Source organism: Microcystis sp. 0824 (assembly GCF_003112475.1).
Taxonomy (GTDB): Bacteria; Cyanobacteriota; Cyanobacteriia; order Cyanobacteriales; family Microcystaceae; genus Microcystis; species Microcystis aeruginosa_C.
On record NZ_BDSM01000050.1, the window covers coordinates 102,020 to 117,921 of the forward strand.

The following is a 15,902-nucleotide window of genomic DNA, read 5'->3' on the forward strand; positions in this document are numbered from 1 at the left end:
TTTGTCAGTAAGGGTGTCAACAAGGAATATTACCAATTGTTAACCGAGTCTTGAAAGCCTTGTGCTACAAAGGTTTGAAATGTTAAGAAAGATGTGACTAAAGGACAGCTTATCAAGGGGGGGAGGGGGGATCGACACCCCCCTTATCAAGGGGAAACTAAGGGGGGATCGAACATAAAATCCATTTTTAATTTAATTATAACCAGCTACTTAATTAAGCAGCCGATAAGAATTCTCGATCACTGATAATTAGGATTATTTCCTAACTTTTAACTGCCGACATCTGCCGCATTTCTAGATACACTAATAAAGCGTTAATATCGGCGGGATTGACTCCGCCAATTCGCGAGGCTTGACCGATGGTGGCGGGTTTAATTTTTGTTAATTTTTCCCGGGATTCCATTGACAAAGTTTCGATTTTCATGTAGTCAATATCGGGGGATAAATGACGGTTACTGTGGCGACTAATTTGGTCGATTTGATTTTGTTGTCGTTTCAGATAACCGGAATATTTAATTTCAATTTCTACCCCTTCTCTTTCGGCTAAATTTATATCGGGATTACCTAAACCATAACGATCAAGATCGAGATAATGCAAGCTAGGACGACGCAGTAAATCCGCTAAAGAGAGAGAACCTTTGATTTTTTGTTCTGTATCCTTAACGATGGCAATTGCCACCTGATCCCGTTCTTTAATTCTCGTTTCGTGTAGGCGTTCTTTTTCAGCGATAATATTAGCTTGTTTGCTCTGGAATAATTGCCAACGCCGGTCATCAATTAAACCAATTTCTCGCCCTACAGGTGTTAATCTTTGATCGGCATTATCCGATCGCAATACTAAGCGATATTCGGAACGACTGGTTAACATTCGATAGGGTTCCCGCAGATCCTTGGTACACAAATCATCGACCAAAGTTCCTAGATAACTTTCCTCCCGGGGAAAAACAATTAACTCTTTTCCTAAAGCAAACCGGGCCGCATTAATCCCCGCCACCAGTCCCTGGGCTGCCGCTTCTTCATAACCGGTTGTCCCGTTAATTTGTCCCGCACAAAATAATCCCTCAATCTTCTTCGTCATCAGGGTTGGATAACACTGAGTTGCCGGTAAATAATCGTATTCCACTGCATAGGCAGCCCGCAACATCACACAGTTTTCTAAACCGGGTAAAGTCCGCAGCATTGCTAATTGAACATTTTCCGGCAGTCCCGTTGAAAAGCCTTGAATATAAAGTTCGGGAATATCGCGCCCTTCCGGTTCAATAAAAATTTGATGACTTTCTTTATCGGCAAAACGGACGATTTTGTCCTCAATACTAGGACAATAACGCGGCCCTTTGGAGTCAATAAAACCGCCATAAATGGGGGATAAATGTAAATTATCTCTGATTAATTGATGAGTTGCCGCCGTGGTGCGGGTGAGATGACAGTTCATTTGTTCTCGTTCGATCCACACCTCCGGATCAAAACTAAACCAACGCACCTCGTCATCGGGCGGTTGCGGTTCCATGCGGGAGTAATCCACTGAACGCTTATCCACACGGGCAGGAGTGCCAGTTTTTAGGCGACCGGTCTCGAATCCGAGACGATTTAGGGTTTCTGTTAAACCCACCGCCGCAAATTCGCCCGCGCGTCCAGCTGCCATAGACTTGCCGCCGATCCAGATTTTGCCGCCTAAAAAAGTGCCAGTGGTTAAAATGACGGCTTTAGCGGCGAAACAAGTGCCGAAATAGGTTTCTACCCCTAAAACTTGCTCATTTGCCCCTAAAATCAGGTCTGTGGCCATGCCTTCCCGAATAACCAGATTGGCTTGGGTTTCGACGATACCTTTCATCACCGCCGCGTATTCCCGTTTATCGGTTTGGGCCCGTAGGGCCCAGACTGCCGGTCCGCGAGAGGCATTAAGAACCCGTTTTTGCAGATAGGTGCGGTCGGCCATTTTGCCAATTTCGCCGCCTAAAGCGTCCACTTCGTGGGTTAATTGGGATTTAGCTGGACCACCGACGGCGGGGTTACAGGGTTGCCAGGCGATTTTATCGAGATTAAGGGTGAGGAGAAGGGTACGACAACCGAGACGGGCGCAAGCTAGGGCCGCTTCACAGCCGGAATGGCCCGCCCCGACGACGATGACATCAAATTCATCTTGAAAGTCTGCGGCTGAGGAGAAAGTCATACTCGATCGAGGGGAAAATTAATTAATCAGGCTAATATTCTAGCAATTTTTCTGAGTTTTCCCTCAAATACAATACAAGAATACTAACTGAGTCATTGAATAACACCAAAGCGATCGCATAAATCTAAAAACAATCTGTATAATCCCTATTTAACCTTGCCTTTTCAGGGCATTACTGGCTAAGTATTATAGGTGCTTATCATATCTTGACGATCGTTTAAAGATTGTAATCATGGATTTACTTGCCAATCCCGTTGCTTTGTCGCGGATACAATTCGCCATCACCGCTATTTTCCATATGCTTTGGCCGGTGTTAACCACTGGTATGGGCATTTATCTAGTCATTGTCGAAGGATTATGGCTAAAAACCCGCAATCCTGACTACTATCATCACGCTCGCTTCTGGGCAAAACTCTACATTCTCAATTTCGGCATTGGAGTTGCTTCTGGTTTACCCATGGCTTTTCAGTTTGGCATGAATTGGGCGCCTTTTTCGGAAGCGGTGGGGGACTTTTTCGGAACTATCCTCGGTTTCGAGGGAACCATGGCCTTTATGCTAGAGGCTAGTTTTCTAGGAATTATGCTGTTTGGTTGGGGACGAGTTCCCCCGTTAATTCACTTCCTAGCGACAATTCTCGTCGCTTTCGGGGCTAATCTTTCCACTTTCTGGATTTTAACCGCTAATTCTTGGCTGCAAACCCCCGCCGGCGGCATTTTCGTGGATGGTAAATTTATCGTTCAGGATTACCTACAAGCGATTCTCAATCCCTTCATGGTTAATAGTTTCCTGCATATGTTTTTCGCTACTCTGGAAACTTCTTTATTCGTCATTGGTGGGATTAGTGCTTGGTATTTGCTCAATAAACGTCACATTAGCTTTTTTAGTCGTTCTCTCAAAATTGTTCTTACTCTAGCGATTGTTATTGCTCCCTTGCAAATTTTTGTCGGTCATCTTAGTGCCGAACAAGTGTATCACTATCAACCGGCTAAATTAGCCGCCATGGAAGCGCAATGGGAAACTATTCCTGCGGGAGAAACTGCCGGTTGGAGTTTGGTCGCTTTACCCAAGGATAAAGCGGAGACAAATAGCTGGGAAGTGAAAATTCCTAATGCTTTGGGTTATCTTTTGGAATTAAAACCCAAGTTATCGGAACCTGTTCTGGGCTTAAAAACGTGGAAATACGAAGACAGACCGCACATGGTGGGGCTAATCTATTATTCCTTCCGGATTATGGTCGCTATCGGTCTTTTTCTCGCGTCTTTAATGGCTGTAACTGTCGGGCAATGGCTGCGCGGTCAATTATCTAACGAAAAAATCGACAGTCAAAAATGGTTACTACGCGCTTGGGTTTTTGCAGCCCCTCTGGGTTATCTTGCGGTTGAAACCGGTTGGATTGTCCGTTGTGTCGGTCGTCAACCCTGGACGGTTTACAATCAAATCCGGACAGTGGATGCTGCTTCTAAACTGCCCGCAGGCGAGATTTTAACTTCTTTAATCGGAATTACGGCGATTTATGTCGTTTTCTTGGTTTCTGCTCTCTATTTCGGTAGTCTTATTATCCGTCAGGGACCCAATCTTAACTTACCACTGCCGGGGACTCAACAGGAAACAGTGACCTCACCAGAACTAAATCCTCGTTCCCTAGAAGCGCAACAATAGGAGGAACTATGGAACCGTTACAGTATTTTTTGCCGCAAATTTGGTTTTTTATTCTGGGTTTATTCCTGTTTCTCTACGTCCTCCTCGATGGTTTTGACTTGGGAGTGGGAATTCTTTCCCTGACTTCCTCCTCCGAGAAGCGTCGCAGTATTTTAATGACCAGTTTAGGCAATGTTTGGGATGCTAACGAAACTTGGATTGTCTTGATGGGGGGTTCCCTGTTTGGGGCGTTTCCCCTAGCTTACGGGACAATTTTAAACGCTTTATACCTGCCAGCAGTGATTATGGTGGTGGGGCTGTTATTTCGGGCTGTTTCCTTCGAGTTTCGTGAACATTCTCGTCGCAAGTTGTTCTGGAATTATGCCTTCGGACTCGGCAGTTTTTTGGCCGCTTTGGGGCAAGGATTCGCCCTCGGTGCGGTTTTTGAGGGCATTAAAGTGGATGAATTGGGTCATTTTGCCGGCGGCCCCTTTGATTGGTTAACATGGCGATCGATTCTAGTTTCTTTAACTTTAATCCAAGCTTATGTTTTAGTGGGTTCCACTTACCTGATTCTGAAAACTACGGGGAATTTACAGGAAGTTCACTATAAAACGGCAAAAATTGCCGCTATTACCACTTTTATCGGTGCTATCTTTATCACCATCAGTACGCCGCTGCTTTCTGACCATATCCGTCAGCGTTTATTTGACCCTCGACTAATTTACATCTTTATCCTCATCCCGATTCTAGCTGTGGTCTTACTGGGTTTATTACTGCGGAGTTTGCAACTAAAGGAAGAAAACACCCCGATGGTCTGGACAGTATTGCTGTTTATGCTCTCTTTTATCGGTTTGGGATTGTTGATTTTTCCCGATATTATTCCCCCGTCCGTGACAATTTATCAAGCGGCGGCCGCTCCCAGTTCTTTGGTGTTTATGCTGACTTTTGTGGGTTTTTTAATCCCAATTTTACTAGCCTATACAGTTTATAATTACATCGTTTTTCGGGGTAAAATTACTGCTGAATCCTACGGAGAATAGATGGCGTTGCCGATTTCAGATATGAATCTTCTTTGGTGGTATTTTTAAGGGGAAACTCTCTACCGCTGATGCTAAACTGAATTTATTCTAGGAGGTCTTTGGGTGTAATTAACTCGTAACGCTCGAAGGGTTGATGAATCCAAGGATTATCGGGGTAATATTCCACATAATAGTCAGGTTTGATTCTTGATGCCGCTTTGTACCAGATCACCGCAGTTTTGATATTGGTAATCCCGTATTTTTCCTGTAACAAAATCGAGGTTTTTTGGAGAGTGATTCCCGAATCGACTAAATCATCCACTAATAACAAGGGACTCTTTAATTTGGGTTCGATCATGGCTAAATTCGAGGAAATAGTTAATTCTCCCCGAATTTGATGATTTTGCCCCCCGTAGGAAGCAGCATAAAGAATGGCTAGGGGTTGACGAAAAAGACGACAGAGAATGTCACCGACGCGCAATCCTCCCTTAGCTAAACAGACAATCTGAGCAAATTGCCAACCAGAATGATCGATTTTTACTGCTAATTTTTCGATCAGACGATGGTATTCATCCCAAGAAACATAGACATCGGCCATATTTTACATTCCCGATTGAGAATTACTTATTTTCCGCAGGTCGATCACTACTCCAGGCCCACCAAACTCGATCGCATTGACAATGATAGAATTCCTGCCATTTACGACGGGAATCTTCTCCTAAAACGGGAGCGCGGCGATTGATCCAAACGGCCTGAGCTTCTTTAGCTTTTGCCCCACAGTAAGGACAACAAAAATTGTAGGCGTGAACAGCATTCTCTGTCCAGTCAGGAGGAAAGGGACTAAAAGCATCCATAATCTCTAAAATATAAGAGTAATAACTAGAAAAACTGGGTCAATAGATAATCTCCTTGTTTACTTTATCACTAAAAAAATATGGCTAAAGGGGATCAAATATACGCTTATCGGGAATTGCTCAATCTTCAGGGTGTTTATGCTCATCATGGCATCGATTGCGGTGATGGTAGCGTCATTCATTACCGAAAACCGAGCGAGATTGTCGAACGAACTTCCCTAGAAACCTTTGCTAGGGGCGGTAAAATCTATGTGGTGCGCTATGTAGAGGTGGGATTTTCCTTTATCCCCGATGTGGTGGTAGAAAGGGCGCTAAGTCGTCTGGGGGAGCAGAAATATAATCTTCTTTTTAACAACTGCGAACATTTTGCCACTTGGTGTAAGACCGGTATTAGCAAAAGTCAACAGATAGAAGAATTTATCCCGATTATTACCCATTTACAAGCGGTGGGACTCTACGAACCTCTGAAAAAATCTCTCATCGGAGCCGACCCCAACAATGCCCAAACCCTATTAAAAGGGGCTTTAAGCAATCTTAAGGTGAGTTGGGATGAAATTCAACCCCAGTACAAAAAAGCCATTCAAGAAGCAGAAACATGGAATCGAGTAGCGATCGAAGCTTTAAGCAGAAATCGCGATGATTTAGCCCGGGAAGCCCTGAAACGCAAGGTAGAAGCCAAAAAACAGGCAAAACGCCATCAGGAACAATTGGATCAAATAGCGGCCATGACCGAAAATGTTCTTAAAAGTCTGGTGATTGCTAACGGTTAGTCTGGATGTCAGTAAACGGTTCAGTATCTAACCCTCTGCCGATTGCCTCGGTTGATTCCTATCCAAATCAGGTAATTTTAGTTGTTCGCCATGGAAATCTGGATTATTTTACGTTTTTCAATCGCCTCTGCCATTATCGCTTTAGTTTGCTGGTCTTTAGCCAGTGCCGTGCGCGATAGTTGGCAAGTTGCCCGACGGATGCACTCCATCCCTTGCTCCCACTGCCGCTACTTTACCAACGATTATCGCCTCAAATGTAGTGTACAACCCAGGAGCGCCAACACCGAACAAGCGATCGACTGCGGTGATTATTTTCCTGGGGCCTAGTCGGCAATAATACCGAAAAGCTTTTCCAGATGGTGCGAAATTTGCTAGTCTAGGCTAAATAGGTCTGAAATAGTATAGAAACGTGGATACAATTATTGGTCGGGGCAAAACAGCCCGTAGAGCTTACGGTATCGATGAAATCGCACTTGTACCCGGAGTGCGAACCCTCGATCCTAGTTTAGCCGATACCCGTTGGTCTCTCGGCAATATCGAGCGGGAAATCCCGATTATCGCCAGCGCGATGGATGGGGTGGTGGATACTAAAATGGCCGTCCTTCTCTCCGAGTTGGGGGCGCTAGGGGTACTAAACCTCGAAGGTATTCAAACCCGTTACGAGGATCCTAACCCGATTCTTGATCGCATTGCGGCCGTCGGCAAAGCAGAATTCGTCGGTTTAATGCAGGAACTCTACGCAGAACCGATTAAACCGCAACTAATCGAGCTTCGTATCCAAGAAATTCAAGAAAAAGGCGGTATTGCAGCAGTTAGCCTCACCCCTGCCGGTGCCGTCAAATACGGTGCTATCGTTGCCCAAGCAGCGGCCGATATTCTCTTTGTTCAAGCAACGGTTGTTTCCACTGCCCATTTATCCCCTGAAGCTATCACCCCCCTCGATTTAGTGCAACTGTGCCAAGAAATGCCCATTCCCGTGGTTTTGGGCAACTGCGTCACCTACGAAGTCGCCCTTAACCTGATGAAAACCGGGGCAGCTGGGGTTTTAGTCGGTATCGGTCCGGGGGCTGCCTGTACTTCTCGCGGCGTTTTAGGGGTGGGAGTTCCCCAGGCCACTGCTGTGGCCGATTGTGCCGCCGCTAGGGACGATTTTTTCCAAGAAACCGGTAAATACGTCCCCGTTATTGCCGATGGCGGCATTATTACCGGCGGTGATATCTGCAAATGTATCGCCTGTGGGGCCGATGCGGTGATGATTGGTTCTCCCATTGCCCGGTCCGTGGAGGCCCCTGGCCGCGGTTTTCACTGGGGTATGGCCACACCTAGTCCGGTTCTACCCCGGGGAACCAGGATTAGTGTGGGCAGTACGGGAACTATTGCCGAAATCCTCGTAGGACCGGCAAAATTGGATGATGGTACTCATAACCTCTTGGGGGCGCTGAAAACCAGTATGGGAACTTTGGGTGCTAAGAACTTAAAGGAAATGCAACAGGTGGAAGTGGTGATTGCCCCCTCGCTGCTGACGGAGGGTAAAGTCTATCAAAAGGCCCAACAGTTAGGTATGGGTAAATAAAAGTTATCGGTGAACAGCGATCGGTTATCATCAGTGTTAGGTTTTCGATTTTTGCTGGAGATGGGTTTTCTGCTTGGGATTACCATCACCTTCAGGTTCGGTTCTACCGACTCCCACTATTTCAAAAAACTGTTAAATTGGAAGAACCAAAAGGATAATTTCAAAAAATTGAGTTAAGGAGATCAAAGGTGTATAGAGAAAACGATCGCCCTCACAATTTATTTGGTGCCGATAGTGAATTTTCTGAGAGTTTGTGGCAGTATGTGCAGACCTTAAGTCCGGAGACAATCGCCCAACTCTCGAAACCGGAGTCTCAAGAGGTTTTCCAAGTGATGGAACGCAACATTATCGGACTTTTGGGCAACCTTCCTTCGGAACATTTCGGGGTCACTATCAGTACCAGTCGCGAACATCTGGGCCGGTTATTGGCCTCAGCAATGATGAGTGGTTACTTTCTCCGCAATGCTGAACAGAGAATGAATTTTGAAAAATCCCTCGCTACTCTCCAGAGCGGTTCTAACGATTTTTAAAGTTTAGCGGTATTTATTTGGAAAGGGTTCTTCGGTTTGTCTTATGCAACGTACAGGATTATGAGGAATGAAACTCTTATAGAGAAAGACATTTGGCGATTTTTGTCAATTGTTTTCGATCTAGATCGAACTAATCAATTAAATCTCTTGCCAGATAAGGGTTTAGTCGATTTATGTCACCCTATCGAACCATACCAAGTAACGAAGAACCTTGGAAAGGGAAAAGGAGGCAATCAGTAATCAGCTATCAGTTGTCCATTTTTAGTTGTCTTTTATTGCATTAGTTAGCCATATAACTTTTATCTGACTAATAACTGATAACTGATAACTGATAACTGATAACTGATTACGGGGACGGGTAAGAATTGATCGAGGGTAAAGAAGGAGAAATTTCGCCACCTCGATCGAATATTTCCAGATTCCATTGACCGAAACGATTACTTTCAAAAGCAATAAAACGACCGTTCCCACTAATCGTCGGACGACGCACTTCTCCTAAAATATTTTCGGTGATATTTTTTGCTTGCAGAGTTTGTCGATCATAAATATATATATCGGGTTTACCTGACTGTTCCGACACATAAACAATATAGCGACCATCGGCACTAATATCCGGTTGATCTTGATAGGTTTTTGCTTGATTTAACCCAGGTAGGGGAACTAAACGATTAGCCACTCGATCGAATAAATAAATCGTTCGTTGACCCCTGCGATCAGAGGCAAAGACCAGATAACGACCATCGTAGTTAAAACGGGGATTATCTTCAGAGGAAGGGGTATTTAAAGTATTTCCTAAAAGCTGTTGGGGAGGGGTGACAAAACCCGCATCACTACATCCCCCCAGACTGATGATATTAACCGCAAGCAAAAGTCGAAGAAGTTTAGGAAACCTGATCATCGGTCGGCGCCGGGGAAGGAAGGATACAACAATTAATATCATCAAGACAAACTTTACCCCAATGCAATGCCCAACGCACCAATTCCACCCGATTATCGGTTTTTGTTTTCGTCAGGATATTACTAATATGATTATCAACGGTACGCTTACTAATCTCTAGCTTTTCCGAGATTTCTTGATTAGTTAAACCATTAGCCACTAAATCGAGTATTTCTAGCTCTCGATCAGATAATGAAGCGGCTGTTTGAAACTTCCCAGCAGACATGAGTATAATTCCTCTCGTATATGTACTTATTATTCTAGAAGAATTTTTCGCCCTAGGAATCGATAATCAGTAATCAGTGATCAGTAATCAGTAATCAGTGAAAAGACAGCACTGTTACTGCCATTTGATGATGCACACTTAATACATAGGGTTTGCGGCAAAAAGCTCTTCCCGGGGACAGGGTGTGGGGTGTGGGGTGTGGGGTGTGGGGTTTTACCCATTTTCAGGTGGTCAATTACCTAATTTTCAGGGAAAAAGTACCTGAATTTTGCCCCCGATCCCCGCAATGGCTGGCACTTTTTGATTGACAAAAAGTCTAAAAGTCTTATCCAACAAGGTTTTTAGATTTATTCAGCAAACCCTATCTATTTGTAATTGAGGAGCCTCAAAACTTTTGTGGACAATGCGTTGAGAGGGATTGTTCCCCTCTCAGACTGAAAATTGATAACTGATAACTGATAACTGATAACTGATTCAAGGCTGACGGCTGGTACTATATAATAAAAAACGCTCCTTAGTTAGATATTGAGAAAAACATGGAAGTTATCCCCGCTATTGATATTCTCGATGGCAAATGTGTGCGACTTTATCAGGGAGATTACCAACAATCGCAGGTTTTTAACGATAATCCCGGAATAGTGGCGCGAGAATGGGTCAATCAGGGGGCAACCAGATTACATTTAGTTGATTTGGATGGAGCCAAAGAGGGTAAATCGGTTAATTTGTCAACTATTGAAACAATTCTTAATGATATTGCCATTCCCGTACAGGTGGGGGGTGGACTGCGAGATGTAGAAACGGTGAGTAATCTCCTAAAAATCGGGGTAGAAAAGGCGATTTTAGGGACAGTCGCCGTAGAAAAGCCAGAATTAGTCAGCGAACTTTGTCAAAGCTTTCCGGGACAAATAATTGTCGGTATTGATGCTCGCGATGGCAAAGTAGCCACCAGGGGTTGGCTAGAAACTTCCGAGGTAGAGGCGATCGCTCTTGGGCAAGATATGGCAAAAAGAGGAGCCAGCACGATTATCTACACTGATATTCATCGAGATGGCACCCTTTCTGGTCCAAATCTCGCCGCTTTGCGAGAATTAGCCGAATCTGTCGAAATTCCCGTGATCGCCTCTGGGGGCATTAGTTCCCTGACAGACCTACTGAGTTTATTGTCTTTGGAACCTTTGGGAGTAACGGGAGTAATCGTGGGCCGCGCTCTTTATACCGGTGCGGTTAACCTCTCGGAAGCGATTAACGCCATCGGTTCGGGCCGTTGGCAGGATGTACCCCCGAATTTTTTCGTTTAACGGACTTGTTTGAGAGTATCCACCTGTTTATTGAACATATCGGTAAATAGTCCCAAAACGGTGCGATTTTCATTGACTTTGATGTTGACGCTCACGGACATCCCCGATTGCAGCGGTAGAGTGGATTGATCTTTCAAAACTAAATCTTGACTGTTCAAGCGTACCCGGACGGGGAACCGATAAAAACGGTGATTTTCGTCGGGAGGTAAAGCATCGGAACCGATCGAGATTACTTCTCCCTTAATATCGCCGTATTCACTGTAGGAAAAGGAATCAATGCGAATATCGGCCTTTTGTCCCACGCGCACAAAACCGATGTCTTGGTTAGTCACGTCCACCTCTGCCACTAAACAACCTTTAGCGGCATCTTTCACCTCGGTGGGACAGCCATCGGGAACAAGTTTTAATAATGCTTCCGCTTGACTCGGTTGGGGAACAAACCCGGGCCGTGCCTTGAGATCAAAGACCACACCATCGATGGGGGCGGTAATTTTTTGATATTTAATGGTCTGTTGTGCTTGACTAATTTGACTGTCTAGTTCGGCAATGCGCTTGTTGTTATCAATGATAATGCGACTGATCTGACTATCGATTTCAGCGATCCGTTTGTGATTGTCCGCCATTTTATCGCGCACATCTTTTTCCGTGATTACTGTGGTATTAATCAGCTTTTCTCCCGCTTGGGAGATCAACAGGGAATAACGCTTTTCTTCCTGTTCCAAACGGGAAATTTCGGCGATGCCGGTTTGTACTTCTTTCTCTTGTTTTTCTTGATCGATTTTGCCATTAGCCTCTTGCTGCAGCAGTTCATTTTGACGGTCAGTAACCGATTGTTTTTGCTTGTTGATCTGATAACGAGCCACTGCTCCTTCTTCTGCTAAGGGTTCAATATCGTTAAGAATATTGCGCTCGATATCCAAGCTTTCTTGGCCCTGTTTCATCGCATTGGCATTACGAGTCTTAATTTCTTCTAAGACGAAGCGATCATTGATTAATTGCGAGCGGGCATCGGCCAACTGTACCCTAGTTTGGGCCAATTGTTTTTCTAATTGTTCCATTTCCAATCTAGCGGCCGCTTGTCGAGAATTGGCCTCCCGTCGGGAAGCCTCTAAACGGGCTAATTCATCCCCTTGTAAAGCAGAGCTAGAGGCACCTTCATTGACCTGTGCTTGATAAAGTTGATTTTCTGCCACCAAAGCGGCACGATTACGCGCTAAATCGGCGATTTCACTCGGTAATTTTAATTGAGTGATCGAACTTTCCACTTGTGCCGGTGTCAGATCCTGCGCCATTAAGAGACGATAGAATTGATTTTCCTTCTCGGCAGTGGCCCGAATTGTTCTCAAGGATTCTAACTGCACTTTCGAGGCACTGGAATCCATTAAAACCAGTACATCACCTTTGTTAACTCGATCGCCGTCTTTAACTTTTACGAACTGTACTACCCCGTTCACCGGTGCTTGTACTTCTTGCACTTTGCCCTGGGGTTTAAGTTGTCCTTGGGCGCCCACCACCTGCTCGATTTTGGCGACCGCTGACCAAATCAAAGCGGCAGTGGTGACACTCATTAATGTCCAGATAATCGTCCGCGACCAAATGGGCGATTGTTTCAGAATCACCGATTGTTCCGGTGGGCTGAAAGTGGGTAAAGAAGGGGTAATACTTTTATTTTTCGTGGTAGTAGCCACATTTTTACCCGCTTGGGTCAGTTCATCGCTTTTACCGTTACCGTTGCCGTTGTGGCCGTTGTTAGAATTACCATCCATGAAGATTCTCCTATATTTATTTTTTCAGTGTTGCCAAAGGCACGGCGTAGCCGTCCAGTGAACAGTAAACAGTAATCAGTGAACCGATAACCGTTTACTGATAACCGTTTACTGATTACTGATAACTGATAACTGATAACTGACTGACTAGATTTGCGAATCCTGTTGTTTATAGAGAGTATAGTAAAGGCCTTTTCTGGCCATTAATTCCTCGTGGGTGCCTTCCTCTGCTACCGTCCCTTTATCCATCATGACAATAATATCGGCGGATTTGATCGAAGCTAAACGATGGGTGATAAAGAAGACCGTATGATCCTTGAAAGCTTCCTTGAGATTCAGACACACTTGCCGTTCGGTGTTATAGTCGAGGGCGCTGGTGGCCTCATCAAGAATGAGAATTTGCGGTCTTTGCAGGACGGAACGAGCGATCGCAACCCGTTGTCGTTGTCCCCCCGATAGGGATGCCCCCCGTTCACCGACGCGGGTATTATAGCCATTAGGCAGGGTCATAATAAATTCGTGGGCTGCCGCTGCTTTTGCTGCCGAGACAATTTCCTCCACAGTCGCATCGGGGTTAGTCAGGGCGATATTTTCCTGTACCGTACCGTCAAATAATAGCGTTTCTTGGGGAACCATGCCGATTTGACGACGCAGGGAATAGAGTTCCACTTTGTTGATATCATAGCCATCGATGAGAATCCGTCCCGATTCTGGTTCGTAGAGACGAGCTAATAGTTTAGTGATGGTACTTTTCCCGGCACCACTTTCTCCCACCAAAGCGACAAAAGTACCAGCGGGGAATTCTAAGTTGACGTTGTATAGTTGCAGGGCGCCGTGGGGATTGAAGCGGAAAGCGAGGTTTTCGTAGGTGACAGTGCCTTTAATTAAGGGCATGGGGATATTTTGGCGATCGAGTTCTGCTTCTTGGGGAGTATCGACGATATCGGCCAATCTTTCCAACGATAAGCCAGTTTCTTGGAAGTTTTGCCAGAGTTGGGTCAAACGCAGAATCGGCGAGGTAACGTAGGAAGAGATAATCCGGAAGGCGATTAATTGACCGAGAGTGAGTTTTCCGTCTAAAACTAAGGCCGCCCCCACCCACAGCACTAATAAACCCGATAATTGGTTAAAGAAGTGACTAAAGGAACCGGCCAAAGTTGAGGTCATGACCGTTTGAAAACCTTCGGCCACATAGCGTGCATAACGTTCTTGCCACTGCCAACGGGAACGCAATTCGATATTCTGTGCTTTCACGGTTTGGATTCCCGTCATCACCTCCACTAGATAGGATTGGGTTTCGGCGTTTCGTTCCGCTTTTGCTCGCAGTTGTCGCCGCACGATCGGTGCGAAAATAGCTGTGGAGATAACTAAAATCGGCACGACTCCCAGGGCCCAAACGGTTAGGATCGGGCTATAGATCAACATAACCACGATGTAGATAACCGAGAAAATGGCATCTAACACCACTGTTAGGGCTGTACCCGTTAAAAATTGCCGAATATTCTCTAATTCGTTGATTCTTGTCGAAATTTCCCCCACGGGCCGCCGTTCAAAGTATTTCAGGGGTAAGCGCAGCAGGTGATCGATAATTTCTGAACCAAGGGTCATGTCGATGCGGTTAGTGGTATCGACAAACAGGGATGTTCTCAAAAAGGTTAAAATTCCCTCAAAAACGGCAATTACTAAGAGGAAAACCCCGAGGGTATTCAGGGTTTCCGGGCTATTCTGCACGATCACTTTATCGATGATCACCTGAATCATCAAGGGATTGGCTAGGGCAAATAACTGCACGAAGAAAGAAGCAATAAAAACTTCTATTAAGACTCGTTTATGTTTCTTGACAGAAGGCCAAAACCATGATAGGCCAAAACGCTGTTGCTGGGTGTGTTTGGTGGGTTTAAGCAGAATTACTTCCCCTTTTTCGCCCCAAGATTCCAGAAATTCGCTAGTTTTGCGTTTAATTATCCCCCGTTCGGGAACGGCGATCGTGGTTTCCCGTTGATTAATTTCGTAGAGGATAACGATGCTATCTTGCCAGCGAATTAGGGCAGGAGGGTTGATATTGGGCAATGAAGAAGCATTTAGGGGTACTAATTGGCTATGGAGTCCCACTACCTCAGCCACAGCCCCACACAGGGGCAGGGAAAGGCTGCCAGTTCTTTGCAGTTGATCCCCTAGGATGCGTTGGATCACGTCCTTGCGAAAGGGGATATTAAAATATTTGCAGAGCATCTGAAAACAGGCACTCACCGCCTCTAGTTCCGTTTTTCCCCTGAAAAAAGGATAGGATTTGCCGTTTTTCTTGACAGTTTTTTCAAGGTCGATATCGCTGGTGATGTCGCTTATTCTTCCTTGGGGGATATCTAATACCTGGGTAGGTTTATTTCCCTTGATGACTTGGGTTTCTAGGATATCATCCCTTTCTGTTGCTGCGGCCGCTTCGGTTTCAACTGTCAGGAACTTGTCTAACCGATCCGAGGAAAGGCCTAATAATCGGGTGTTAGTCGGATTATTCTGGGTGATAACTGTGCCTATAGGATAATTATCGGTATTTTCGCTGACTAACCAGAGATAATCATCGTTAATCTGGTTGTAGGACACAGAAGCTTTGTTTAAAAGAGCTTGAGCAATTTCTTTCAGGTCCCCCCCACCCCAGGCCTGTTGATTAAGATAGGAGCCTAGAAGATCATAAACTTCAGCGATCGAGGTTTGTTTAAAGAAATATTCCTTAAATTCCGGGTAATTATTGATTAAAGACCAAAAATCCTCTTGTTTTAAGGTTAAACAGATAGTGACTTCCGAAGAAGCGATGACCGTTTCACAGGGGGTAGCGCGCAGGAGACTGATCCACCCGAATAAATCCCCGGGCTGTAATTTAGCTAAAGTGACTGGCAGCGGATTGTTTACCCTAGCATCGTAACCCAAAAGTCTGCCCTCTCCCTCGTAGAGAAGGACGAGGTGGGAGGGTAAGCGGTCGCACTTGAGTATGGCATTGCCCATATCATAGCGAAGGGGTTGTAATTTCTGACCGAGGGAACGTCTAACCTGGACGGGCAGTCGATCGAAGGGCTGTACAGTCTCCAGAAAAGCGGTAAAATCTAAAGTGGTATAACTCAT

General features: G+C 45.2%; 14 protein-coding genes. 7 read left to right on the forward strand and 7 right to left on the reverse strand.

Annotation, left to right across the window (positions count from 1 at the left end; genetic code table 11):
* Window positions 1-262: 262 nt before the first annotated feature.
* On the reverse strand, window positions 263-2,170 hold the full coding sequence (gene mnmG / locus N0824_RS16720) for a tRNA uridine-5-carboxymethylaminomethyl(34) synthesis enzyme MnmG (protein WP_108937568.1): 1,908 nt from the start codon (window positions 2,168-2,170) through the stop codon (window positions 263-265).
* Between the two features lie 232 nt (window positions 2,171-2,402).
* Here mnmG and N0824_RS16725 point away from each other — a divergent pair, with 232 nt between their 5' ends.
* On the forward strand, window positions 2,403-3,830 hold the full coding sequence (locus N0824_RS16725; protein WP_108937569.1) for a cytochrome ubiquinol oxidase subunit I: 1,428 nt from the start codon (window positions 2,403-2,405) through the stop codon (window positions 3,828-3,830).
* 8 nt (window positions 3,831-3,838) lie between these two features.
* Window positions 3,839-4,852 (forward strand): cytochrome d ubiquinol oxidase subunit II, encoded by a 1,014-nt coding sequence (cydB, locus tag N0824_RS16730; RefSeq protein ID WP_002792975.1) that lies wholly within the window; start codon window positions 3,839-3,841, stop codon window positions 4,850-4,852.
* Between the two features lie 82 nt (window positions 4,853-4,934).
* On the opposite strand, the gene N0824_RS16735 is transcribed toward cydB, so the two are convergent.
* Together N0824_RS16735 and N0824_RS16740 are read right to left on the reverse strand one after the other, a co-directional pair.
* Window positions 4,935-5,429 carry a phosphoribosyltransferase gene (locus tag N0824_RS16735; protein WP_043998939.1) on the reverse strand — a complete coding sequence of 165 codons (495 nt, stop codon included), beginning with the start codon at window positions 5,427-5,429 and terminating at the stop codon, window positions 4,935-4,937.
* Between the two features lie 22 nt (window positions 5,430-5,451).
* Window positions 5,452-5,685 (reverse strand): hypothetical protein, encoded by a 234-nt coding sequence (locus N0824_RS16740; RefSeq protein ID WP_002771307.1) that lies wholly within the window; start codon window positions 5,683-5,685, stop codon window positions 5,452-5,454.
* An 80-nt stretch (window positions 5,686-5,765) separates the two neighbouring features.
* Here N0824_RS16740 and N0824_RS16745 point away from each other — a divergent pair, with 80 nt between their 5' ends.
* From N0824_RS16745 to N0824_RS16760, 4 genes are all read left to right on the forward strand, one after another.
* Window positions 5,766-6,455: a lecithin retinol acyltransferase family protein gene (locus N0824_RS16745; protein WP_108937570.1), complete on the forward strand. Its 690-nt coding sequence runs from the start codon at window positions 5,766-5,768 to the stop codon at window positions 6,453-6,455.
* Between the two features lie 90 nt (window positions 6,456-6,545).
* Window positions 6,546-6,782, forward strand: a complete 237-nt coding sequence (locus N0824_RS16750; protein ID WP_108937571.1) for a hypothetical protein — start codon at window positions 6,546-6,548, stop codon at window positions 6,780-6,782.
* Window positions 6,783-6,864: 82 nt separating this feature from the next.
* Window positions 6,865-8,028, forward strand: coding sequence for a GuaB3 family IMP dehydrogenase-related protein (locus N0824_RS16755; RefSeq protein WP_045359907.1), 1,164 nt, complete (start codon window positions 6,865-6,867; stop codon window positions 8,026-8,028).
* Window positions 8,029-8,216: 188 nt separating this feature from the next.
* Window positions 8,217-8,558 (forward strand): DUF760 domain-containing protein, encoded by a 342-nt coding sequence (locus N0824_RS16760; RefSeq protein ID WP_108937572.1) that lies wholly within the window; start codon window positions 8,217-8,219, stop codon window positions 8,556-8,558.
* A 346-nt stretch (window positions 8,559-8,904) separates the two neighbouring features.
* Here the strand turns inward: N0824_RS16760 and N0824_RS16770 are convergent, their stop codons facing one another.
* Window positions 8,905-9,456 carry a TolB family protein gene (locus N0824_RS16770; protein ID WP_108937574.1) on the reverse strand — a complete coding sequence of 184 codons (552 nt, stop codon included), beginning with the start codon at window positions 9,454-9,456 and terminating at the stop codon, window positions 8,905-8,907.
* The gene (locus N0824_RS16775) at window positions 9,440-9,721 is read right to left on the reverse strand and encodes a helix-turn-helix transcriptional regulator (RefSeq protein ID WP_108937575.1); all 282 of its coding nucleotides are present in this window, start codon (window positions 9,719-9,721) and stop codon (window positions 9,440-9,442) included. The genes N0824_RS16770 and N0824_RS16775 overlap by 17 nt, the downstream gene beginning before the upstream one ends.
* Window positions 9,722-10,257: 536 nt before the next feature.
* Between N0824_RS16775 and hisA the strand changes: the two genes are divergently transcribed.
* The gene (gene hisA / locus N0824_RS16780) at window positions 10,258-11,019 is read left to right on the forward strand and encodes a 1-(5-phosphoribosyl)-5-[(5-phosphoribosylamino)methylideneamino]imidazole-4-carboxamide isomerase (protein WP_108937576.1); all 762 of its coding nucleotides are present in this window, start codon (window positions 10,258-10,260) and stop codon (window positions 11,017-11,019) included.
* Here the strand turns inward: hisA and N0824_RS16785 are convergent.
* Together N0824_RS16785 and N0824_RS16790 are read right to left on the reverse strand one after the other, a co-directional pair.
* Window positions 11,016-12,785, reverse strand: a complete 1,770-nt coding sequence (locus N0824_RS16785; RefSeq protein ID WP_108937577.1) for an HlyD family efflux transporter periplasmic adaptor subunit — start codon at window positions 12,783-12,785, stop codon at window positions 11,016-11,018. The genes hisA and N0824_RS16785 overlap by 4 nt on opposite strands.
* A 147-nt stretch (window positions 12,786-12,932) precedes the next feature.
* Window positions 12,933-15,902, reverse strand: a complete 2,970-nt coding sequence (locus tag N0824_RS16790; protein ID WP_108937578.1) for a peptidase domain-containing ABC transporter — start codon at window positions 15,900-15,902, stop codon at window positions 12,933-12,935.

What these genes read in the sequence shown, in the direction of transcription:
- hisA (WP_108937576.1), top strand. Translation starts at nt 10,258, where the DNA reads ATGGAAGTTATCCCCGCTATTGATATTCTCGATGGCAAATGTGTGCGA.
- N0824_RS16750 (WP_108937571.1), top strand. Translation starts at nt 6,546, where the DNA reads ATGGAAATCTGGATTATTTTACGTTTTTCAATCGCCTCTGCCATTATC.
- cydB (WP_002792975.1), top strand. Translation starts at nt 3,839, where the DNA reads ATGGAACCGTTACAGTATTTTTTGCCGCAAATTTGGTTTTTTATTCTG.
- N0824_RS16790 (WP_108937578.1), bottom strand. Translation starts at nt 15,902, where the DNA reads ATGAGTTATACCACTTTAGATTTTACCGCTTTTCTGGAGACTGTACAG.
- N0824_RS16775 (WP_108937575.1), bottom strand. Translation starts at nt 9,721, where the DNA reads ATGTCTGCTGGGAAGTTTCAAACAGCCGCTTCATTATCTGATCGAGAG.
- mnmG (WP_108937568.1), bottom strand. Translation starts at nt 2,170, where the DNA reads ATGACTTTCTCCTCAGCCGCAGACTTTCAAGATGAATTTGATGTCATC.
- N0824_RS16740 (WP_002771307.1), bottom strand. Translation starts at nt 5,685, where the DNA reads ATGGATGCTTTTAGTCCCTTTCCTCCTGACTGGACAGAGAATGCTGTT.
- N0824_RS16735 (WP_043998939.1), bottom strand. Translation starts at nt 5,429, where the DNA reads ATGGCCGATGTCTATGTTTCTTGGGATGAATACCATCGTCTGATCGAA.
- N0824_RS16770 (WP_108937574.1), bottom strand. Translation starts at nt 9,456, where the DNA reads ATGATCAGGTTTCCTAAACTTCTTCGACTTTTGCTTGCGGTTAATATC.
- N0824_RS16785 (WP_108937577.1), bottom strand. Translation starts at nt 12,785, where the DNA reads ATGGATGGTAATTCTAACAACGGCCACAACGGCAACGGTAACGGTAAA.
- N0824_RS16745 (WP_108937570.1), top strand. Translation starts at nt 5,766, where the DNA reads ATGGCTAAAGGGGATCAAATATACGCTTATCGGGAATTGCTCAATCTT.
- N0824_RS16725 (WP_108937569.1), top strand. Translation starts at nt 2,403, where the DNA reads ATGGATTTACTTGCCAATCCCGTTGCTTTGTCGCGGATACAATTCGCC.